Here is a 22591-nt window from a genome sequence, read left to right on the forward strand (position 1 = left end):
GTAGAGGTGATGAATGGCCGTCGAAGTGGTGTACCGCAGCAGTCGAGATTTGGAGCGTTTGTTCATGGATAAAGCCGAAGCTGATCGTCATGACAAAATGCTTGAACTGGCTGAATTGCTCACCGAGGTATTGCAAAAAGCGGTGCCGAGCCTGAATGAAACCCAAGGCGAAGAACTGGGTATTTATATGGCCAAGAACCGCGATATTTTTGCCAAGGCCTTTAAAAACCAGCCCGATGCTCTACAGGACCTGGGCCAAGAGCCTGCCCAATAGGCTTAGGTAACAAGAACCCTTGCACGCTGAGCCAACCCATGGCGCATCACTCGCCATGGGTCAGGCCGAAGCCAGCAGTACGCTCGGCAAGGCATCCCAGATCAAGCCTCCCCCCGCCAGCAACAACAGACAAAAGACCAACCAACGCACGGCGCGCAGCGAGAGCCTGGGTGGATAACGGCGCATCAGGATAGTCACCACAAACACCAGCGGAAAGGCTTCCAGGCTCAACCAGATCACATGCCAGGTCATCTGACCCTGAGCGATGACCAATCCCAGGCGAGTGACTGAGTTTGCCGCGAACACGGTAATCAAGGTGTTGCGGATCACTTCGTAGCCCAGCGGCTGACGATAAAGGTGATAAACCAATGGTGGTCCACCGCTGGAGAACAAACCATTGAGCAGGCCACACAAACCGCCCGACAACCAGAAGGCCGGCTGCCGCGAAAGGCGCTCCTGAGGCTTACTCTGCACAACCAGCAGCAAGCTGCCGATGATAATCACACACCCAAGCAAGAGCCGCAGCCAGGTCATCTGCGACTCATTCAGCGCACCCAACCCCCACATTCCGATGCTCACGCCAATCAGGCTGCTGAGCAACACCGGCATCAAGACGCTGCGGTCCAGTTCAGGCTTGGGCCCGCCCAAGTTCACCAGCGCATTACCAACAGTCAGAAGGCTGATGATAATTGCGACCTCGGCCAAGGGAATCAGATTCATGGAGGCAACCATGCCCAGCAGGATCAGGCCGAAGGCAAATCCTGTGAGATTTTGAGCCAGGGTGGCAAGTAGCACGCAGCCCAGAAACATCAGGTGCAGTTGCAGGGTCATGAATCCATTGACCTTATCCCATCCAGTGAACGGCGAGCAGAATCAGGGTCGCGAGAAACAGCGTCTCACTGACCAACAAGGTTGCTGGCCGCCAACCCACTTCGAGCAGAGATTTGAGCGAAGTCTTCATCCCCAGTGCGGCAATCGCAGTCACCAGGCACCAACTCGATACGCTCACGGCAAACTCACGGATAACCGGCGTAGCAATACCGCTGCTGTTAATGGCAACGAAGACCACAAAGAAAATGATAAACAGCGGCAATGGCAGCGCGGCGCGAGGTCCGTCACTGCGTTTGCGCAGCAGCAGCGACAAGCTAAACACGATAGGCACCAGCATGGCTACACGCAGCAGCTTGACCACTGTTGCAGTATCACCGGTTTCATCGGACATGCTGTAACCCGCCCCCACCACTTGCGCCACATCGTGGATTGTCGCGCCGAGGAAAACCCCGGCCTGGCGGGCATCAAGCCCGAGCCATTGGGCAATGGGCGGATAAATGATCATGGCGATAGTGCTCAGCGCGGTGACACTGATCACGGTGAAGATGATATTGCGCTCGCTGTTTTTGTCCTGCGGCAACACGGCTGAAATCGCCAGCGCTGCAGAGGCGCCGCAAATACCAACACTGCCACCACTCAAGATACCGAAATCCCGCGACTGACCCAGCAACCGCGCCAGCACCACACCAAAGGTCATGGTCAGAAATACCCCGCCAATCACCACGGCCAGCAAGGTGCCGCCCAACGACATGATTTGCTCAAGGGTGATGCGCATGCCCAGCAGCGCGACGCCAATGCGCAAAATGGTACTTGAGGTGAAACGAATCCCGGCAACCGCCCGCCCCTCTTCCGAGAGAAAGCCCAAGGCCATGCCTAGCAGTAACGCCATCAGCATCACAGGCGCGCCGTAGTGCTCGGAAAGGAATGAGGCGCTGACCCCGACCACTGCCGATGTGATTAGGCCAGGCATTATGAGTTTGCATTTCTGAGAACGGCGGCTTAACCAGGATTCAGATCCAGCATGCTGCTCATCTGCCCGCATCGCTACCGGAGGAATCGTGTGGTGTTGTTTTGTTGTCATCTTTTCACCTACACCCGTGGTTCATAACTGACCACCGATGCTAGTGAAAGCTGGCTCTACTCATTAGGGCCACTGCGGCACCTTGTTAGGGGCCAATCCAACTGGCCCAACGCAAGCCCCCAGCTGGCGCTAGCTGGGTAACCTGCAGCGCGATAGATTGCAGCTTGCTATGTATCTATTTGGCAGGATCGAGCGTGCTGAAAAGTGACATGAACACAGCGGTAACAGAGGCGCCGGATAATCCAGGGCTGATCCATGCAAGCCAGCAGCTATGCTCACACTGGCAACAGCCAAACCCTCGGTTTGCTGGCGGAAACGATCAACGCAGCAGCGAAAACGGCTTGCTGTTGCTGTTCTATGGCAGCCTGCAAAAAGCTGCCGGTTATGACTGGCAGAACGCTGGACGCTCGCTGATCGACAAGACATATTTGCGCATGCTTGGCCAGTGCACAGGGCTGGATATGCAAGGCGTGAGTGCTGATGAATTGGCCGCGCGGATGGATGGCTTCATACGCAGCGAGCTGGCACCGCGCTGGGATCATATTCGCCAGTGTCACGACAGCGCAGGACTTGAGCTGGCGCAGGAACTCCTCGACAGGGCCAGCCACATGCTATTCGAAATGCCGGGGATGCAGGCTCAAACCAGCCCAATACTGTTCTATCTTTGTCCGCATTTACCCTTGTTGATCGGCGAGCAACCCTTGGCCAATCAGGAACAACTCAACGCCTTACCGGTTCTACCTCGTCCCCAACTATTTGCAGGAAATGCACAACAGCAGGCATTGATTCGCCAGTTGATTGAAGGCAGCGACTGGTGGCGTCGGCGAGTACTGAGCCTCTGGCGCTGTCAGGCTGAGCGAGTAGCAAGCCCCGCCTAGCAACAAGTGTTCAGGAGGATGTCAGTTGCAAGCGCTGACGGTCTTCAGCGCTGTATTGCACAACACCCAGCGGGATTTTATCGCCGAGCGCCAGCCGAATCTGCGCGACTTCATCAGCACTAAATGCACCGCACAACTCAATCAACTCCACGTGCCGTGTCAGCAACTCAAGCGCCACCATAACCGCTTGCTCAACATCGGCGACGCCACACAGGGTTGCCGCAAAACTGTCCGACTCGAGCTGGCCGTTATGGGTCATAAAATCCATGCCCGGTGCCTTGAAGATAAATCCGTAGCGTTGCACAGCCATCGATAATGCCCCTTGCTGAAAGATTAAACCGCGACGGCCCGATCAGGGCCTTGCGCACAGTACCCGGCGAAAATGGAAGATAGGGCACATGAGGCCAACCGTGCTTCCAGCGGGTCTGCTCGTGAAGTGAGAATGATCGGCACAGCTGCGCCCAGCACCAGTCCAGCCGCCGTTGCACTCATAAAATAAACCATCTGCTTGAACAGGAAGTTTCCCGACTCAAGGTTCGGCACCAGCAAGATGTCGGCATTGCCGCTGACCTGGCCACCAATGCCCTTGATCCGTGCAGCCTCTGCGGAAATGGCGTTATCAAACCCCAGCGGGCCTTCGACGCGCGCGCCGCTAATTGCCCCGATTGCCGCCAACTTGGTCAACTCTGCGGCATCCTGGCTCGAAGGCATACTGCTGCTCACCTCTTCGGTGCCGGAGAGAATGGCCATGCGCGGCGAGTCATAACCCAAGGCATGCATCAGTTGAATAGCGTTACGCGCAATATGCACCTTGTCGATGATCGAAGGCTGGACATTGATCACCGCATCGGTAATGCACAAGGCTTTATCACTGCCCGGCAGCGTCATATGGAATACATGGCTGAGCCGGCTTGCGGTGCGTAATCCTGCATCACGCTTGAGCACCGCGCGCAGCAAAGTATCGGTATGCAGATGCCCCTTCATCAAAGCGCCCGCCTCACCCTTGCCTGCCAGCGCACAACTGAGCGCGGCGCTTTGTGACTCATCAGCGGCGGGGACGATGCGCAGACCGTGCAGGTCCCAATCCAACTGCTCTGCCAGCTGTTGAATCTGACCGACATCGCCAACCAGGATTGGCTCAATCAAGCCTTCATCGCAGGCTTGCTTGGCACTGCTCAAGGTCAAGATATTGACCGGGTTAACCACCGCAGTGACAACGCGCGGCAAAGCCTTGGCCCGGTTAAGCAGAAACGCTGGGCACTCATGCGCAATGGTGCTCAACATAATTTTTCTCCGTTACTGGTGATAGACAGCGACGCCCAGAGGCGTCGCTGCAAGGGACGTTGCTGCTGCGACTTAGACGTAGTCTTTGTATTTCTCAAGGAAACGCACAGGCTTGGACAAGGCATCGCGGCGGAACGGATCACCCAACTCACGGGTGCACATGATTTCAATCACCGTGGTTTTGCCGGCTTTTTGCGCTTCACAGGCAGCCTTCAACGCCGGGCCCACATCTTCCAACCGATCCACTGTCACGCCTTCAGCTCCCATGGATCGGGCAATCCCGGCAAAGCTCTGATTCTCAAGATCGCCGGCGACGAAGCGACGGTTGTAGAAGTCGACCTGGTTTTTCTTTTCGGCGCCCCACTGGCGATTGTGGAAGACGATTGAGGTGACGGGAATGTTCTCGCGAACACAGGTCATTATCTCCATCATCGACATGCCCCAGGCGCCGTCACCGGCGTAGGAAATCGCTGTGCGATGCGGCGCAGCGACCTTGGCACCAATGATGGTTGGCAAGGCATAGCCGCAGTTACCAAAGCTCATGGCGGCGAAGAAGGAACGCGGCTGCTCAAAGCGCAGGTAGCTGTTGGAGACTGAGTTGATGTTGCCGATATCGGTCGAAACCATGGCATCGGCCGGCATGGCCTTTTCCAGCTCACGCAAGACCTGACGTGGGTGCAGGTAGTTGCCATCCTCGCCTTTCTGCTCATTGATCATGTCCAGCGAGTATTCATCTTTCTCGTGAATCCAGCCGCTCAGTTCGGTCTCCCAATTGGCTTTCTCCATGGCAATCTCTTCAGCACGAGCGCCCTTGTTTTCAAGGCACAGCACATCCAGGTTTTGCAAGCGAGCGAGCAGGTTTTGCGCTGCTGCCTTTGCATCGCCACAGATGCCCACCGAGATTTTTTTAACCAGGCCAAGCATCTTCGGATCGCAATCAATCTGGATCACCTTGGCCTGCTTTGGCCAGTAATCCATGCCGTGCTGCGGCAGCGTTCCGAATGGGCCGAGACGCGTGCCCAAGGCCAACACCACATCAGCGCGCGACAGCAGCTTCATACCGGCTTTCGAACCTTGATAGCCCAGCGGGCCGCACCACAGCTGATGGCTGGCCGGGAAGGAGTCATTGTGCAGATAGCTGTTCACCACCGGCGCACCGAGGTACTCAGCCAGCGCCTTACAGGCTTCGACTGCATCGCCCATGACCACGCCGCCACCGGAGATAATCACCGGATTCTTGGCAGAGGCCAGCAGTTGCGCAGCCTCGCTGAGGCTGTTCTCGCCACCAGCGCTGCGCTCGATGCGCATGGGCGTTGGAATATCAACATTGATATCGCCATAGAAGAAGTCGCGCGGAATATTCAGCTGGGTCGGGCCGTTTTCCTGCATGGCACGGTCAAAACAACGCGCCGTCAGTTCAGCCATTCGCGCAGGGTTGGCCACATGCCCTTGGTACTTGGTGATGGTTTCAAAGAACGGCAGTTGCTGGGCTTCCTGGAAACCGCCCAGGCCCTGGCTCATGGAGCCGGTTTCCGGGGTGATCACCACCACTGGGCTGTGCGCCCAATAGGCCGCGGCGATAGCGGTGACAAAGTTGGTGATACCGGGGCCGTTCTGCGCGATACACACGCCATGGCGACCACTCACTCGCGAGTAACCGTCGGCCATGTGACCGGCGCCTTGCTCATGCACCACCGGGATAAAACGAATGCCAGCCGGGGCAAAGATGTCCATCGCATCCATAAAGGCCGAGCCCATGATCCCGAAAATATCGGTTACGCCATTGGCGACCATGGTTTCAACAAGCGCTTCGCTGGGTGTCATGCGTGCCATATCGACTTTCCTCTCAGTACTTAGGGTACGACGGCCAAGCCGCCGGTTAATCGGGGCTTAGCCGCAGAGCGGCATCGGCGCACAGGAATAGCCGAGAAACTCGGCAACTTCGGATTCAGAACAGCTTTGCTGCCCTGTTTTAATGTTCAGGTGCTGCATCACAAGCGCCGCAACTGGCCCCATATCAAGGTGCAGTCGTAGTCGGTTGATCAGGTTCGAGATGCCATTAAGCATGTAGCGCTCTCCTCTTATTCTTGTGACGAAGCACGGTCAGCCCAGTCAAACCTGGCACTCGCAAGTGAGTGCGTGTTCGTCTGGGCTGGACCTAGAGTAGGAGCGTCACAGAGCTGCCCGATAGAACCAGTTGCGGGCCAGTTGTTGCGCCAGTGCATATCCAGCGTTTGCTGGCGCGCACGGCAAGCTACCGCAGGCAAAGGCTGCGCTAGCTTGTGCGTTGATGATGTTGCTTGACGGCTTTTCGATCAGCGCCAGAGCATGGCGTTTGAAGAAAACCCGGGGCTGTGGATCCTAGTGAAGTTGCGGCTCAGCAGGCTCCTCACTGAGCTGTTTGATCAACCCAGCCAATAGCTTGATGCCGGGGCGGATATGCTCTGCGGCAATTGAGGAGTAACCCAGGCGAAAATAGTTCAAGGGCGGCTGTCCAGCATAAAAATGAATATCGCCCGGTTCGATCAGGATGCCGTGCTTGGCGGCTTGCTTTTGCAGCTCGCGCGCATCCAGTCCTTCAGGGCCCTTGACCCAGTAACAGGAGCCACCAAAGCTCGGCTCTCGCGATGAGTCCGGCAAGTACTCGCGCAAGGCATCGCCCATTTGCTGATGCCGATCCTGATAGGCGCGCATCAGACTCATGATCAATGCATCGTGATATCCGCGTTCAAGGAACAGGGCAACCGAACGCTGATTGTTCGCAGCAGGATGGCGCACCATCAATCGGCGCAATGCCCGCGCCTCGCGAATCAACGGCTCGGGGCCAACCAGATACCCCACGCGCAAGCCAGGCGCGAGGGTCTTGGAAAGACTGCCGACGTAGAGCACCCGGTCGTTTTTATCCAGGCTCTTGAGCGCGGGAATCGGATTGGCCTTGAAGTTGGTTTCGCTTTCGTAGTCGTCTTCAATAATCAGGAAATTATGTTCATTAGCACGACGCAGCAGTTCATAACGTCTTTCCAGCGGCATGGTCACAGTGGTCGGACACTGATGGCTCGGTGTGGTGTAGACCAGGTCGCAGGCATTGAGTTGATCACTGAGCACCAGCCCTTGCGCATCAACCGCCAACGGCTGCACCCGCGACGGATTGAGCATGGCGATGTTGCGGATATCCATATAGCCCGGGTCTTCAATACCCATCAGGCTATCGGGGCGCAATAACAGGCGAGCGAGCATATAGAGCGCGTGTTGGGCGCCGACCGTGACCAGTATCTGCTCGGGTGATGCCCAAACACCCCGACGCGGCAGCAAGCGCGTGCGAATCTGCTCCATCAACAAGGGATCATCATTATCGAAACGGTCGGACGCCCAATCACGAATGGCCGGGATACTCACTGCGTCACGACAACATTCACGCCAGTTGGCAGTGGGAAACAGTACGGGGTCGAACTGGCCATAGATAAAGGGATACTGATATTTCTGCCAGTCACGCGGCTTGCTCATATTGCGTTGTTCGCTGGGTTTTACTACCAGGCGACTGGACCAGTCGGGTGCGCCATCGAACGACTCAACCGGCGCTTTAGCAGGTTCGACCTTACGCGCCAGAATATCTGGGTTAACGTAATAACCGCTGCGCTCACGGGCAACAAGATAGCCATCATCGAGCAAATGCTCGTACGCAAGCACCACAGTATTACGCGCAATATTCAGTTGTTTGGCGAGCTTGCGACTGGAAGGCAGCGGGCTGTCGAGGGGGATATTGCCGTTGAGAATGACCTGGGCAATCTGTTCACGTAACTGCTGTTGCAAGCCGGTTGGCTTATCAGCTGACAAATGAAATAGATGAAACATATCGCGGCCTCAGTTGTAGTAACTGCACATGCTGGAGTCCCTATGGTTCAACCCAGCAACTCCACTTTGCCCATGCGCCAAAGTGCGATGACTGCGGGGCAGACTAGCACCAACAGTCAGCCAAGACTATCCAGCCGCAACCCCATCAAAACCCGTACGCCAGCCAGGGTTTAAAGCGGCTTTAGGGCAAGACGCCAAAGCCGGACTGATCATCAGCCCGGCTTGGTATTTGCCTGTTTGCTGCTTAGGCAACTCGCCCTAACGCATTATCCAAAGCGTTGATAATCTGATCCAGATCGGCCTGGGTCGCGATCAACGCCGGGCTGAAGCACAGGGTATTGTTGAACTGCTCGAAGCTGCGATTGGTCCGACCGATAATCACGCCTTGGCGCATACAGTCGGCAGCGATAGCAATGGCAACACCTTCGGCAACCGGCTCTTTGCTCTGGCGGTCCTTGACCAATTCAATACCGCAAAACAAACCTTTGCCGCGAACATCGCCAATCAGCGGATACTTATCCTGCAGCTCACGCAGGCGAGCCATAAAGTACTCACCCATTTGGGTGACGTTTTCGAGCAGGCCTTCCTCCTCGATAATCTGCATATTGGCCAACGCCGCTGCCGGCCCTGCGGTGCAGCCACCAAAGGTGCTGATATCCCGGAAGTACCCCATGCGATCGCCTGCGTCATCCTTGAATGCTTCAAACACGGCTTCGGTGGTGACCGTGCAGGAGATCGCGGCGTAACCGCTGGCAACGCCCTTGGCCATGGTCACGATATCGGGCTGGATACCGTAATGCTGGTAACCAAACCATTTTCCGGTGCGGCCCAGACCGCAGACAACCTCGTCAATGTGCAACAGGATGTCGTACTTTTTGCAGATCGCCTGGATGGTTTCCCAGTAGCCAACCGGCGGCGTAATAACCCCGCCACCTGCCGTGATCGGCTCAAGCACAACAGCGCCAACAGTGTCCGGACCTTCCGCGAGTATGACTTTCTCCATCTCCAGCGCCGCACGCACGCCGTAGTCGGCCACATCACCAAACTGCGAGCGGTATTCACAGCAATGGGCAAATTCCACAAAGCCCGGCGTGAAAGGGCCATATTGATTTTTACGCTCAAACTGGCCGGTGGAACTCAGCGCCGTAATGGTGGTGCCGTGATAATCACGCTCGCGAAACAGGATTTTATGCTTCTTGCCGCCGTATTTTTTGTGGGCAATCTGACGAACGATTTTATAGGCTTTTTCATTGGCCTCGGAACCTGAGTTGGAGTAATACACCCGGCTCAGACCAGGCATCTTCTCGATCAGCTTCTTGGCGAACAACGCACCAGGAATATTGCCGGCAGTACCAGCAAAGTAGTTGAGTTTGACCAACTGCTCGCGCACAGCATCGGCAATACGCTCACGGCCATAACCGACGTTCACCGTCCACACGCCACCGGAAACCGCATCTAGGTATTCATTGCCCTTGATGTCCCATACGCGCATGCCCTTGCCTTCGACAATCACCATGGGGTCATTCTGCTCCAGCGGTTTGTGCTGGGTAAGGTGATGCCATACGTGGCTGCGATCACTGGCAAGTACTTCAGCTGCATCAAATTCATTCGTCATGTTGTTCATGCCAACCTCCTGCGTGGAACCTTGTTATTGTCAGCGGCCAGCCTGCTCGTGCAGGCGGCGCAGTCATCCAGCAATAGGCTGTGCTGGGCAAATACCTGGGCCAGCCTCTGATGACGAAACTAAGAGCATGGCGCCAACGCAGATAGAACCAGTTGTTACCCAACTGAGGTGCCAGGGCTACGACCCGGCACTTGCGCCGCCCGGACTGGACCAATGTGGCTGGCACCATTGGCTCTTCAGGCACGCCGGGATCAGGGCAAAGATGGCGTATAGCAAGCCGCGATACGCCATGGAGCTGCAATGATTGAAGTCACGATTAATGGCGAGGTTCAGCAACTGCCTGCCGACCTGAGCCTTGACCAGCTGCTTGCGCGTCGGGGTCTTGAAAATCGCCGCTTGGCCGTTGAGCTCAATATGCAGGTGATTCCACGCAGCCAGTTTGTGGCCGTGTACCTGCAAAGCGGCGATCGCCTTGAAATCGTACATGCCATTGGCGGCGGCTGATCAGACGCCATCCATTACTGTACCTGGGAGTCGACATGACGCTTGAGACGCCTTTGGATGATCCGCTGATCATCGCCGGACAATCCTTCAAATCACGCTTGCTGGTGGGTACGGGGCATTACGTCGACCTTGCCGAAACCCAGGCAGCGGTCACTGCCAGCGCTGCGCAAATCGTCACCTTTGCCGTGCGCCGAAGCAACATTGGCCAAGATGCCCAAGCGCCTAACTTGCTTGATGCAATTGCGCCGCAGCACTTTACCCTGCTGCCCAACACCGCCGGTTGCTACACCGCCAAGGACGCTGTGCGCACTTGCCTGTTGGCACGTGAACTGCTGGATGGTCACGACTTGGTGAAGCTTGAAGTGCTGGGTGATAGCCAGACGCTCTACCCTGACATTACTGAGACACTAACCGCGGCACGGCAATTGGTTGAACTGGGCTTCAACGTGATGGTTTACACCACTGATGATCCGCTAATTGCGCGGCGGTTAGAGGAACTGGGCTGCGTGGCAATCATGCCCCTGGGAGCACCTATTGGCTCGGGCCTGGGTATTCGCAATCCGTATAACATCCGGCTGATCGTTGAAAATGCCAAGGTGCCAGTGATTGTCGACGCAGGTGTTGGTACCGCCTCGGACGCGGCAATTGCCATGGAATTGGGCTGCGACGGGGTGTTGATGAACACCGCCATTGCCCGCGCTCGGGAGCCTATCCGCATGGCTTCGGCCATGCGCCAGGCCGTTTGCGCCGGGCGCGAGGCTTATCTCGCCGGCCGCATGCCGCGCCGCCTGGACGGCGATGCCTCTTCACCATTAAGTGGGTTGTTTATTTAACCCACCGGCCTGCCAACGCCTACTGCTTAGGCGTTGGGGCTAAACAAAACCGCCAACTGCTCTGCCGCCAACTGCATATGGCCAATACCCTCTATCAAGTCATTCAGGCTTTTGCGTGCCGTCGGCGCATGGCACGCCAGAGCAGCCACACAACGACCATCGCGATCACGGATTGGCACCGCCACTGCCACCATTCCCGCGACAAACTCCTCGCTGTCGATACCCACACCGCGGCTGCCAATACGCTCAAGCTCAGCCTGCAGCAGCCCTAGGTCGGTAATGGTGCGCGGGGTTTGTGCCGTCAGCTGTAGGGTTTGCAATAGCTGCTGACGTGCATCGACTGGCATCTCGGCCAGAAACAACTTGCCGCTCGCCGTGCAATGTAGGGGCACATGCGTACCGGGCTCCACATGCAGGCGCAACGGCTCATGAGTTTCAACCCGGTCGATATAAATCACCTGGCTTTCATCCAGCGCAGTCAGGTTGCAGGTTTCCCCCAGGGCTTGCACCAGCGATTCAAGGATCAGCCGATGGCGCTGCATGACCACATCATTGCGCAGTAAACGCAGACCAAGCTGCGTGGCGCGTGGCCCAAGCAAATAGGTCTTTTCATCCACTTCGCGCAACAGAAAACCCAAGCGCTCCAGAGCCTGGACCATACGCAACAGCGTGGCCTTTGGCGTGGCCAGGCGATGGCTCAGCTGGGCCAATGACATGGGCGTGTCAGCCAGGGCGATGGTCTCCAGCAATAACAACGCGCGCAGGCTGCGATCAGGATTTGCAGCTGAATCCGGACCGGCCAACACATCACTGAATTTCGATACGTTTTGTTCCGATTTAGTAATCATCTGAAAATTTCATCCCTAAATTAACTGCATGATTATAAAACAAATAATGCTATAGGCCAGTTGTACCAAGCCATTGGACTCAATCGAAACATATTTCTGGCCCAACAATAATGAACCATTTTGTTCTAATTTAATTTTGAAGTTCGGTTTCACACTAATAAAAACAAAGAGGATTTCGAATGTCGCTCACCTATGACTTCGTCGTAGTGGGTGCTGGTTCAGCTGGCTGCGTGCTGGCAAACCGGCTCAGCGAGAACGGGCGCTACAGCGTCTGCTTGCTGGAAGCAGGCCCACCCGATCGCTATCCGTGGATCCACATCCCCATTGGCTACGCCAAGACCATGTTCCACCCGGTCTATAACTGGGGCTTCTACACCGACCCAGACCCGGGCATGAACAATCGCCGCATCTACTGGCCGCGTGGGCGAGTTTGGGGCGGCTGCAGCTCAATCAATGGGCTGATCTACATTCGCGGCCAGCAGGCTGATTACGATGCCTGGGCCGAATCCGGCAACCAGGGCTGGAGCTGGAAGGACGTACTGCCCTACTTCTGCCGCGCTGAAAACAACGACCTTGGACCCGGGCCGACCCATGGCACCGATGGCCCGTTATCCGCCTCAAGCATCAAGGCGCGCCACCCTCTCACCGAAGGTTTCATTGAAGCCGCCAAGGCACTGGGCGTTCCGCGCAGCAATGACTTTAATACAGGCGATCAGGAAGGGGTCGGTTATTACCAGTTGACCACCCGCAATGGCTTGCGTTGCAGCACGGCGGTGGCCTATCTGCACCCGGCGCGAAAACGCAGCAACCTGACCATCATCTCGCTGGCCAAGGCGCAAAAAATACTGTTTGAGGGCAAGCGCGCAACAGGAGTGGTGTTCGAGAAAGAGGGGCAACTGCAAACCATCAATGCCAGGCGCGAAGTGATACTCAGCGCCGGCGCCTTGCAGTCGCCGCAGTTGCTGCAGCTTTCAGGCGTTGGCCCAGCCGAGTTGCTGAAGCGGTTTTCGATCCCCTTGGTGCACGAGTTGCCCGGCGTCGGTGAAAACCTGCAGGATCACTTGCAGATCCGTATGATCTACCAATGCACCCGGCCCATTACCACCAACGATGAGCTGCGCTCGCCCTGGCGCAAGCTGCGCATGGGCTTGCAGTGGCTCTTTACCCGCAGTGGGCCGCTGGCCATTGGCATCAACCAAGGCGGATTGTTCACCAAGGTGCTTGAACAAAGTAAAACGCCCGATATCCAGTATCACTTTGGCACACTCAGCGCCGACTCCGCAGGCGGCAAGGTTCATCCGTTTTCCGGGTTCACCATGTCGGTTTGCCAGCTAAGGCCAGAGAGTCGTGGTTATGTGCGGATCGTGTCTAACGACCCTAATCAGCCACCCTCAATGCAGCCCAATTACCTGTCCACCGAACTGGACCGGCAAACCGCGATTGCCGGTGTGCGCTACACGCGCAAGCTGGCGCAGACAGGTCCTCTCAAGGCGCTGATCAAGCGTGAGCACCTGCCGGGTATCGAGCAACAGAGTGACGAGCAGATTCTTGAGTTCTGTCGCCAGTACGGTGCAACCATTTTCCACCCTTCAGGCACGTGCAAAATGGGCTCGGACCCCTTGGCAGTGGTTGACTCGCGTTTGCGTGTTCACGGCCTCAAGGGCTTGCGGGTGGTTGATTGCTCGATCATGCCGACCTTGGTGTCCGGTAACACCAATGTGCCGGTGGTGATGATCGCCGAGAAAGCCTCGACGATGATTCTCGAAGATGCCGTCAAGCCCATGCTTGTTGAGCCCAATGCTATTGCAGCGCAGCCCTCGGAAGCGCTTTCCCACGCGCTCTGAGCAACCTACAGCAGTGAAGCTAGCGCTGCGTCGGGTAGCCGCAAGCAGGCTTTATTGCCCAGCCAAACACATAGGAATACTGACATGTCCACGCCCAATCCCGTGCGCAAAGTCGTAATCGCAAGTGTCATAGGCGCCACCATTGAGTGGTACGACTTCTTTCTCTACGGTGTCGTTGCAGGCATCGTTTTCAACCACCTGTACTTTCCCAGCGATGACCCGCTTATTTCAACAATGCTGGCCTACGGCACCTTTGCCGTCGGCTTTCTGAGCAGGCCAATTGGCGGCGTGATTTTCGGTCACTTCGGTGACAAGATCGGTCGGAAAAGCATGCTGGTCATGACCATGATGATCATGGGCGTAGCCACCTTTCTGATCGGTCTGATACCCACCTACGACAGCATTGGCATTTGGGCACCGCTCACCTTGCTGCTGTTGCGCATCTTCCAGGGCATCGGCCTGGGTGGCGAATGGGGCGGTGCAGTGTTGATGGCCTTTGAATATGCCCCCAAGAACAAACGCGGCTTCTACGCCAGTTTGCCGCAAATCGGCCTGGCCATCGGCCTGTGCCTGGCCTCGGGCGTCGTCGGGCTGCTGTCGTATTTCCTGACGGACACGCAATTCCTTGAATGGGGCTGGAGAATTGCCTTCTTGCTTAGCGCAGGCCTGGTATTTGTCGGCACCTGGATTCGTCTCAATGTCATGGAGAGCCCGGAGTTCGCCAAGGTCAAGGCGGAAAATGCCGAAGCCGCCATCCCCTTTGTCGACATGATGAAGCGCTACCCGAAAAACGTGCTGGCCGGCATGGGCGCACGTTATATCGATGGCGTGTTCTTCAATGTATTCGGGGTGTTCTCGCTGAGCTACCTGACCCAAACACTCAACCTGCCGCGCTCAGAAGCGCTGATTGGAGTCATGGTCGCCGCTGTTGTCATGTGCTTTAGCATTCCCATGTTTGGCGCCTTGTCCGACCGCATTGGCCGTACCCGGGTGTATTTCTGGGGATCACTGATTACCGCCATCTCAGCCTTCCCGGCGTTTTGGCTGATGATGACCAGCGACGGCAATATGTTCATTATTTGGCTCGCCATTGTGGTGCCACTCGGCATTTTCTATGCGGCGGTGTATGGGCCAGAAGCGGCACTGTTCTGTGAGTTGTTTGACGCCAAGGTGCGTTACACGGGGATCTCGTTTGTCTACCAATTCTCCGGGATCTTCGCCAGTGGCTTGACCCCGATGATCGCCACCGCGTTGATGCGCAGCAGCGACGGGCAACCCTGGACGACATGCCTTTATGTACTGTTCGCCGGAGCGGTAAGTGCTTACTCCGCATGGTGGATTGGCAACCGCAACAAGCGCTCGGCCAATGAATCACTGCTGAACACGGCATCTGCCACCAGTCGCTAACCGCTTGCTAAACAAGTGGCCCCGCTTGCGAGTTGTCGCTTGCGGGGCTTTTGTTTGGGCTGCTTGTACTGAGTTACAAGCCAGGTATCTGGCACCATCAAGGCGCCAATCCTGGCTCTTGGCTTAAAAACGCCAGGCACTAGACTCTGCGCACCTCTCCAACGGAGAGCCGCCTCCCTTCCCGCTGGCAACACCGCACCTTGCGTCCTGGTTGCAGATCGGGAAACAGCAAAATAATAACAATGCGCCACAAGCTTCCAACTGTTGAATCAGCCGGTTGGATTCTTTGTTGTGCGCTTTATATGGAGCCGAATATTACTGACACTTGAGAGCCACTGCCATGAACGACTATCCGACCCTGAAAGAGCTGGGCATTGACGCCGCCGGAACGATCAAGCGCTTTAGCTTGCGCCACGAACGCGACCGTGATGTGTTGAAAATCTACTTCCATCGCCCAGCCAACTCTCTGCGCTCGCACAGCCAGAAGTTCACCTTCGCACATCCACGTCGGGCCATTCCCGGACAGAGCCGACACAGTCAAGCGTTTGCCGAACTTGCTGCAAGCAGTCCGGTATTGCGTAGCGCCCTGGCAGAACTCAAGCAGCTAACCGCCGTTGAAGTCGCGCAACTGTCGCCGAAAGAGGAAGTGCTGCAAGATTTGCAACACTTGGAGAGGGTTATGGAAGACAAGCTCGCTGAAATCCGTCAGAAGATCGAATACTTGGCCTGAAACAACTTCAGGCCTGAACGGGCTCAGGCGCTTTAGTCATCTGCTGCATCTTGCTGGCAAAGAGCTGAGCCAAGGCGTCTGAGTCGCCACCCGACTCATCCAGCGCCTCAACCACGGCCTGCAAGGTGGGCTGGGTTTTCGCCAGCAGCGCCTCAATGTATTGCTCAGGCGTCACCTGGGTATGCGCTTCATAGCGTTTGAACAGGTCGAGCAACTGCTTGTTGATGGGGAGCGTCAGGGTGTCTGTGGACATGGGTAAACCTCTCTAGCGAGCCTGGCCCCATCCTTAGCGGGTTCAGCCTCGGACAATAGAGCCAGTTCAGCGCCGGATTTGGCGCCAGCCATGCTGTTAAGCCACTTATCGATCTCCTTGGCCGTATAAGCCACAGCCAACTGGCCCCTTCGCCAAGGCCCGGGCGTCTTTAGAATCAGGCCATCGTTCTGTTATCGAGGCACCACCCATGACCGACCTGACGCTTGAACCTGCCAGCCGCCTGGTGCCTGCACGCGAACTCTTTGGGATCGACAGCAACATGCGCGTACCGGTGCTGCTCAAGCAGGATAACCAAGTGCCCGAGATCGACAGCGCCTACCGCTTTAACCCAGAAGTGACCCAGGCGGTGCTTGCCGGCTTCACCCGCAACCGGCGCGTCATGCTGCAAGGCTTGCACGGCACGGGTAAATCCACCCACATTGAGCAGATCGCCGCACGGCTCAACTGGCCCTGTGTACGGGTCAATCTGGACGGTCATATCAGCCGCCTGGACCTGATCGGCAAAGATGCAATAGTGCTGCGCGAGGGCAAGCAGGTCACCGAGTTTCAGGAAGGCATTCTGCCCTGGGCGCTGCGCCGTCCCATGGCGCTGATCTTCGACGAGTACGACGCAGGGCGCCCTGATGTGATGTTCGTCATCCAGCGGATTCTTGAGCGCGACGGCAAGCTCAACCTACTCGACCAGAACCAGTTGATTACCCCGCATCCACTGTTTCGCCTGTTTGCCACATCCAATACCGTGGGCCTGGGCAACCTCAATGGCCTGTACAACGGTACGCAAGTGCTCAACCAGGCGCAGCTGGATCGCTGGAATATCGTCGCCACCCTCAATTACTTGTCGCCCGAAGAGGAGCAAGCCATTGTCGCCGCCCGGGTGCCACAGTTGCTGGGGCTTTATGACGAAAGCCTGCTGGCCTCGATGGTTGCCGTTGCCGGACTAACTCGCGAGGGCTTTGCCTGCGGCGATCTTTCAACCTTGATGTCGCCGCGCTGCGTGATTTCATGGGCGGAAAACACAGAGATCTTCGCAGATCCAGCGCTGGCATTTCGCTTGTCATTCCTCAACAAGTGTGACGAAGCAGAACGCAGCATTGTCGCTGAATATTACCAGCGCTGCTTCGATCATGAGCTTGAAGAATCTGCCCTGCCCCAGCTGGCACTGGCTTGAGCACTGGCATGCAGCCGCCTCGGCGTGAAAAGCATCAGCAACAACTCGAAGAGTTATGCGCGGCGACCTTGCGTGCGCTCTCGGGAGAACGCCGCCTGCGTTATCGTGGCGCCCGCCTTGAGGTCAATGGGCAACGAATCCCGGTGCGCGCACCACACCTGCAGCCAAACCCTGAGTTTGATGACTTTAACGCCTACCGCGGCGTCACCGACAGCCTGGCGCTGCGCCTCAAGCATAGCGACAGGGCACTGCTGCAAGCACAACTGCCCGACCAGCCGATCGCCCGTCTGGTCTTTGAGCTGCTTGAGCAGCTGCGCGTTGAGTCGCTGGTCAGCGACAGTCATCCGGGCGTACGCCGTAACCTGATGCAGCGTTTTGCCCAGTGGAGCCAGCAGTTTCTCGATTCAGGTCAAACCGAGGGCCATGTAGGGCTGATGCTCTACACCCTGGCGCAAATGAGTTGGTTCTTGCTATGCGGCGGGCGAGCCAGCGAGCAAACCGAGATGTTGATTGAGGCACCCAGGCTAAGCCTGCTCGGTCACTTTGGCCCGCACTTTGGTTTATTGCGCCGCTGCCGTCATCAACAATCGGCGTACAGCCAGCATGCGCGGTTTATCGCGGACAAAATCGTCGAACTGCTGGATCAGCTTGATGTGCAAAATGATGAGCGCCAGGTATCGCAAGTCACTGAAAAGACCCACCTCGCCTTTGCCCTGCTGCTCGACGATGGTGAAGGCGACGGCGAAGGTCAGGACAGCACTCACGCCAACACTCAGGGCAATTCACGCGATAGCCGGGAGGCATTCAGTTACCAGGTGTTTAGCCGTGACCATGACCGAGAAGTACCGGCACGCAATCTGGTTCGTGCAGATCTGCTCAAACAGCTACGCCAGCGCATGGATCAGCGCATGGCGGCTCAGGGCCTCAACGTGCCGCGCCTGGCCAAACGCCTCGGCGCATTGCTGGCCCGTCCCCAGCGAGATGGCTGGGCCTTCGCTCAGGAAGATGGGCAAATCGATGCTGGCAGACTCAGCCGCCTGATCATCAGCCCGCAACAACAGGAAATATTCCGCCAAGAGCGCGTGCGCCCACGATGCGATTGTGCAGTCAGCCTGCTGATTGATAACTCCGGCTCCATGCGCAATCACATCGACGCCATCGCCTTGCTCGCAGACACCCTGTGCCGAGCGCTGGAACTGGCAGGCGCGCAGACTGAAATACTCGGCTTCACAACCGGCCAGTGGAATGGGGGGCGTCCATTAAAGCGTTGGCGCGCAGCGGGGCAACCGGCAAATCCGGGACGTCTGAATGAGCTGGAGCATCGCATCTACAAAGATGCCGACACCTCGTGGCGTAGAGCACGACCGAGCATCGCCGCGCTACTCAAATCCGATTTATTCCGCGAAAGCGTCGACGGTGAAGCCCTGCTTTGGGCCCAGCGCAGGCTGCTGAAGCTGCAAGCCACACGGCGTATTTTGATCATCATCAGCGATGGTTGCCCAATGGACGGCGCAACACACCAGGCCAACGCCAGCGATATTCTTGACCTGCACTTAAAACAAGTCGCCCGGCAGATTGAACAGCAATCCTCGGTGCACTTGTATGCCTTGGGTGTTGGCCTGGACCTGAGCAACTACTACCGCAACAGCCTGGAGCTAGACCTTGCAAGCAGCTTCGACAACCGCGTATTCGATGAGATTCTACAGCTGCTGCAGCGGCGCCAATAAGCCTGCAGATCGACTATCATCTGGCTCCTTCACCCATAGAAAAATAAACCGCTGAGCCACGCTGTCTTTTGGTGCAAACACCTGATTTATCGCGACTTTTTGCCCCTCATTCGAGCATAAAGAACTGGCCCTAGACAGGCTGTAAATGTGGCCCTAAACAGCTCAACAACACAGGCGGATTATTGGTCCGGTCAAACATAATTGACGGGCAAAACCAGCCGCACTTGCAGCAAAATTATCCCCTGGTTTCCCGTTAAGCCTTGCTCACACAGCAGCAGTAGTTCGATCTGCACTTTCGTAATCCAAAACAACTAGAACGGAGTACGCAGTTATGACAACCAGCAAAGGATTCACACGACCAATCGTCCTCGCCCTGTGCTTACTGGCGGCCGCCATGGGCAGCAGCATTACTCAAGCGAAAACCTTCCGCGTGGCTGTAGGCGATGGTGCTGGCGGCACCCAACATGAGCTGGGCCTCAAGTTTGCTGAAGAACTAAAAGCCCGGACCGGTGGCAAGGATGACGCCAAACTCTTCCTCAATGGCCAACTCGGCAGCGAAGAAGACACTGTCAGCAACGCGGCAATGGGCACGCTGGACTTCTCGATTCTGGCCATCAATAACGTCACGCCATTCTCGCCCTCGGTTGGCATCCTGACGATGCCCTACATGATCCAAAGCCTCGATGATGCCGTGGCCCTGACCCAGAGCGATATCGGCAAGACCCTGATTGACAACACAGTCCGCGATGCCGGTGTACGCATTATCGGCTGGGCCTACTCAGGTTTCCGAGTGCTGACCAACTCGAAGAAGCCGGTCAAGACCGTGGAAGATCTGGCAGGCCTGCAGATTCGCGTCCCCAAGAACGAAATCATGATCGACACCTATCGCGCCTGGGGCATCAACCCAACGCCGATGGCCTGGTCCGAAACCTTTACCGGATTGCAACTGAAGGTGGTTGATGGCCAGGACAACCCTTACTTGACCGTCAATGCCATGAAGTTTGACGAGGTGCAAAAATACGTTACCAACCTGCGCTACCTGTTCTCTATCGAACCACTGATTGTCAGTGAGTCGATGTTCCAGGAACAAAGCCCAGAAATGCAGCAAATCATCCTCGATGCAGGTAAAGCGGCGACGCTGCACAGCGCCAAGTGGCTGGTTGAGCAGGAAGGCAGGATCAAGCAAGAGCTGGTCGCAAAAGGTATGGAAATTACCGACCCGGCCAATGGCGAGAAAGAGTGGATCGACCTGGCCGTGTCGAAAGTCTGGCCCAAGTACTACGAGCAACTCGGCGGCAAGGAGCAAGTCAATGTGGTGCTCAAGGCATTGGGTCGCGAGACCATCTAGGCCTGCATCTGAACGTTGAAACCGCCATCGGTGCAACCCACCGATGGCTGACCGCCCACGCTGTAGAACGCAAAGCTCAATTGCTGGGTGACGCGTTCGGGAAAGCGCTATGAAACCTGCCAGCCTTTTATTCAAAATTATCGACAACCTTGAAAATTACATCTGCCGGGTACTCTTGGCGCTGTTTGTAATTATCCTGTTTGCCCAGATTCTCAGCCGTAACCTGTTCAATCACTCGCTCTCCTGGACAGAAGAGTTGGTGACCTACATGTTTGTCTGGTTCGCCTTCTTTGGCGCCAGCTACGCCGCCAAACTGGCCGCCCATAACCGCGTGACGTTTCAGTTCAAGCTGATGCCGCGCAAGGTGGCCGTTGCGCTTGAAGCGCTTTCGGACTTGATCTGGATCTGTTTCAACTGCTACTTCGTCTACCTCAGCGTGATGTTCTTCATGAAGGCCAATGTCTTCTGGAAATCACAAACCCTGGGCGTGCCGATGAAGTACCTCTACCTGATTTTGCCAATCGCCTTCAGCTTGATGACCCTGCGCGTGCTTCAGGTCAACTACTACAAGCTGGTCAAGGGCATCGACATCCGTGATCCGGAGACCCAGGAGCTGGACAAGATTATCCACGACGCCCAAGCCCAGACACCTGAGCAAACCCCAGATACCCGCAAAGTAAACCACTTGGAGCGGGCTCATGGTTGATACCAATATCGTCTACATCCTGTTTGGATCCTTCATCTTGCTGCTGCTGATTGGCACGCCGATCAGCATCTCATTGGCGGTTTCGGCCCTGGCCTCTTTCCTCTACCTGGGCGAAAACCCGATCAAGTTTGTCCAAATCGCCTTCACCTCGGTGGGTTCCTTCCCATTGATGGCGCTGCCCGCATTTATTCTGGCAGGCGCATTAATGGAGGCGGCGGGTATTTCCAGGCGCTTGGTGGCGCTGGCCGAAAGCTTTGCCGGACCTATCACCGGCGGCATTTCGGCAGCCGCAGTGCTAGCGTGCCTGTTCTTCGGCGCCATTTCAGGTTCGGGCCCGGCGACCACGGCGGCCGTCGGCATGCTGATGATCCCGGCGATGGTCAAGCGCGGTTACGCCAAGGGCTATGCCTCGGCGGTTACGGCCTCGTCCGGCGGTTTGGGCATCATCATTCCGCCGTCGATTCCGATGGTCATCTTCGGGATTTCAGCCATGGGCATGCTGCCACCGCCTGCCGCAATCGAGAAATACGGTGCATTCGACACAGTGTCGATCCCAAAACTCTTTATCGCAGGCGTCGTCCCTGGCCTGATGCTGGCGGGTGGCCTGTTGATCATGAACTACTTTCGCTGCAAGAAACTGGGGTATACCGGGAGTAGCGAAGGTTGGTCGGCAAGCAAGATACGCAAGGCCATGCGTGAAGGATTCTGGTCGATGCTGGCGCCATTTGTGATTCTCGGCGGCATCTATACCGGCCTGTTCACCCCGACCGAATCAGCCATAGTGGCGATCTTCTATACCTTGTTTGTCGGTTTGTTTATCCACAAAGAGTTGCATTACAAAGAGATTTTCAAATCGCTTGAGACAACCACATGGATCACGGGCCGGGTGCTGGTCATTCTATTCACCGCCACGGTGTTTGGCCGTTTGCTGGTGGAGAATCAGATTCCAGCGGTGGTGGCCGACTCGATGCTGAGCCTGACCGACAATATCTACCTGATCTGGATATTGATTATTGGCTTCCTGCTGTTTGTCGGCATGTTCATGGAAACCCTGGCCGCAATCATGATTCTGACCCCGGTGATATTGCCGATCACCTACACCTTGGGCATTGATCCGGTGCACTTTGGTATCGTGCTGATCTGCTGCTTGAGCATTGGCTTCATGACGCCGCCCATGGGTGAAAACCTGTTTATTGCCTCGGGTATATCCGGCACCGCGATTGAGGACATATCCAAGCGTGCCTTGCCATTCGTCGCGATATTGACCGTTGCGACCTTTATCATCGCCTGCGTGCCCGCAATCAGCCTGACGCTGCCCAGATTGCTCGGTTACTGACCGGGCCCAGCAGAAATAAAAATGGCCCGTAACGGGCCATTT

General features: G+C 56.5%; 22 protein-coding genes. 12 read left to right on the forward strand and 10 right to left on the reverse strand.

What is annotated here, in order from left to right; translation table 11 throughout:
- The first annotated feature begins 13 nt into the window (after positions 1-13).
- A complete protein-coding gene (locus AACY26_RS03300) occupies positions 14-274 on the forward strand; it encodes a YebG family protein (RefSeq protein ID WP_339510943.1) in 261 nt (86 codons plus the stop codon).
- A gap of 60 nt (positions 275-334) precedes the next feature.
- On the opposite strand, the gene AACY26_RS03305 is transcribed toward AACY26_RS03300, so the two are convergent.
- A complete protein-coding gene (locus tag AACY26_RS03305; RefSeq protein ID WP_339510945.1) occupies positions 335-1105 on the reverse strand; it encodes a TSUP family transporter in 771 nt (256 codons plus the stop codon).
- Positions 1106-1118: 13 nt separating this feature from the next.
- Entirely contained in the window at positions 1119-2075 is a 957-nt protein-coding gene (locus AACY26_RS03310; protein ID WP_339510947.1) for a YeiH family protein, read from the reverse strand.
- Between the two features lie 320 nt (positions 2076-2395).
- On the opposite strand from AACY26_RS03310, the gene AACY26_RS03315 reads away from it, so the two are divergent.
- Positions 2396-3064, forward strand: a complete 669-nt coding sequence (locus AACY26_RS03315; protein WP_339510949.1) for a hypothetical protein — start codon at positions 2396-2398, stop codon at positions 3062-3064.
- 10 nt (positions 3065-3074) lie between these two features.
- On the opposite strand, the gene AACY26_RS03320 is transcribed toward AACY26_RS03315, so the two are convergent.
- From AACY26_RS03320 to AACY26_RS03345, 6 genes are all read right to left on the reverse strand, one after another.
- On the reverse strand, positions 3075-3374 hold the full coding sequence (locus AACY26_RS03320; protein WP_339510950.1) for a DUF6506 family protein: 300 nt from the start codon (positions 3372-3374) through the stop codon (positions 3075-3077).
- A 23-nt stretch (positions 3375-3397) separates the two neighbouring features.
- Positions 3398-4348: a bifunctional enoyl-CoA hydratase/phosphate acetyltransferase gene (locus tag AACY26_RS03325; RefSeq protein WP_339510951.1), complete on the reverse strand. Its 951-nt coding sequence runs from the start codon at positions 4346-4348 to the stop codon at positions 3398-3400.
- A gap of 72 nt (positions 4349-4420) precedes the next feature.
- Positions 4421-6181, reverse strand: a complete 1761-nt coding sequence (xsc, locus tag AACY26_RS03330) for a sulfoacetaldehyde acetyltransferase (RefSeq protein ID WP_339510952.1) — start codon at positions 6179-6181, stop codon at positions 4421-4423.
- Between the two features lie 57 nt (positions 6182-6238).
- On the reverse strand, positions 6239-6415 hold the full coding sequence (locus tag AACY26_RS03335; RefSeq protein WP_339510954.1) for a hypothetical protein: 177 nt from the start codon (positions 6413-6415) through the stop codon (positions 6239-6241).
- Between the two features lie 294 nt (positions 6416-6709).
- On the reverse strand, positions 6710-8200 hold the full coding sequence (gene pdxR / locus AACY26_RS03340) for a MocR-like pyridoxine biosynthesis transcription factor PdxR (protein WP_339510956.1): 1491 nt from the start codon (positions 8198-8200) through the stop codon (positions 6710-6712).
- 244 nt (positions 8201-8444) lie between these two features.
- Complete coding sequence (locus tag AACY26_RS03345) at positions 8445-9824, reverse strand: aminotransferase family protein (RefSeq protein WP_339510958.1); 1380 nt, start codon at positions 9822-9824, stop codon at positions 8445-8447.
- 303 nt (positions 9825-10127) lie between these two features.
- Between AACY26_RS03345 and thiS the strand changes: the two genes are divergently transcribed.
- Both thiS and AACY26_RS03355 read left to right on the forward strand, forming a co-directional pair.
- Positions 10128-10328 (forward strand): sulfur carrier protein ThiS, encoded by a 201-nt coding sequence (thiS, locus tag AACY26_RS03350; protein WP_339511704.1) that lies wholly within the window; start codon positions 10128-10130, stop codon positions 10326-10328.
- Positions 10329-10363: 35 nt separating this feature from the next.
- Positions 10364-11161 (forward strand): thiazole synthase, encoded by a 798-nt coding sequence (locus AACY26_RS03355; protein ID WP_339510960.1) that lies wholly within the window; start codon positions 10364-10366, stop codon positions 11159-11161.
- A 26-nt stretch (positions 11162-11187) separates the two neighbouring features.
- On the opposite strand, the gene AACY26_RS03360 is transcribed toward AACY26_RS03355, so the two are convergent.
- Positions 11188-12009, reverse strand: coding sequence for an IclR family transcriptional regulator (locus AACY26_RS03360; protein WP_339510962.1), 822 nt, complete (start codon positions 12007-12009; stop codon positions 11188-11190).
- A gap of 179 nt (positions 12010-12188) precedes the next feature.
- Between AACY26_RS03360 and AACY26_RS03365 the strand changes: the two genes are divergently transcribed.
- The 3 genes from AACY26_RS03365 (at position 12189) to AACY26_RS03375 (ending at position 15990) form a co-directional block, all read left to right on the forward strand.
- Positions 12189-13853 (forward strand): GMC family oxidoreductase, encoded by a 1665-nt coding sequence (locus tag AACY26_RS03365; RefSeq protein ID WP_339510964.1) that lies wholly within the window; start codon positions 12189-12191, stop codon positions 13851-13853.
- Between the two features lie 84 nt (positions 13854-13937).
- A complete protein-coding gene (locus AACY26_RS03370) occupies positions 13938-15260 on the forward strand; it encodes an MFS transporter (RefSeq protein ID WP_339510966.1) in 1323 nt (440 codons plus the stop codon).
- A gap of 340 nt (positions 15261-15600) precedes the next feature.
- Entirely contained in the window at positions 15601-15990 is a 390-nt protein-coding gene (locus tag AACY26_RS03375; RefSeq protein WP_339510968.1) for a DUF3461 family protein, read from the forward strand.
- A gap of 7 nt (positions 15991-15997) precedes the next feature.
- Here AACY26_RS03375 and AACY26_RS03380 read toward each other — a convergent pair whose 3' ends face one another.
- Positions 15998-16243 (reverse strand): hypothetical protein, encoded by a 246-nt coding sequence (locus tag AACY26_RS03380; protein ID WP_339510970.1) that lies wholly within the window; start codon positions 16241-16243, stop codon positions 15998-16000.
- Positions 16244-16451: 208 nt separating this feature from the next.
- On the opposite strand from AACY26_RS03380, the gene AACY26_RS03385 reads away from it, so the two are divergent.
- From AACY26_RS03385 to AACY26_RS03405, 5 genes are all read left to right on the forward strand, one after another.
- On the forward strand, positions 16452-17432 hold the full coding sequence (locus AACY26_RS03385) for a MoxR family ATPase (protein WP_339510972.1): 981 nt from the start codon (positions 16452-16454) through the stop codon (positions 17430-17432).
- A gap of 8 nt (positions 17433-17440) precedes the next feature.
- Entirely contained in the window at positions 17441-19159 is a 1719-nt protein-coding gene (locus AACY26_RS03390; protein ID WP_339510974.1) for a cobaltochelatase CobT-related protein, read from the forward strand.
- A 331-nt stretch (positions 19160-19490) separates the two neighbouring features.
- Positions 19491-20507, forward strand: a complete 1017-nt coding sequence (locus tag AACY26_RS03395) for a TRAP transporter substrate-binding protein (protein WP_339510976.1) — start codon at positions 19491-19493, stop codon at positions 20505-20507.
- 109 nt (positions 20508-20616) lie between these two features.
- The gene (locus AACY26_RS03400; protein WP_339510977.1) at positions 20617-21213 is read left to right on the forward strand and encodes a TRAP transporter small permease; all 597 of its coding nucleotides are present in this window, start codon (positions 20617-20619) and stop codon (positions 21211-21213) included.
- Positions 21206-22549: a TRAP transporter large permease gene (locus AACY26_RS03405; RefSeq protein WP_339510979.1), complete on the forward strand. Its 1344-nt coding sequence runs from the start codon at positions 21206-21208 to the stop codon at positions 22547-22549. Before AACY26_RS03400 ends, AACY26_RS03405 begins: the two co-directional genes overlap by 8 nt.
- Positions 22550-22591 lie beyond the last annotated feature (42 nt).

This window comes from Pseudomonas sp. RL_15y_Pfl2_60, from assembly GCF_963970595.1.
Lineage (GTDB): Bacteria > Pseudomonadota > Gammaproteobacteria > Pseudomonadales > Pseudomonadaceae > Aquipseudomonas.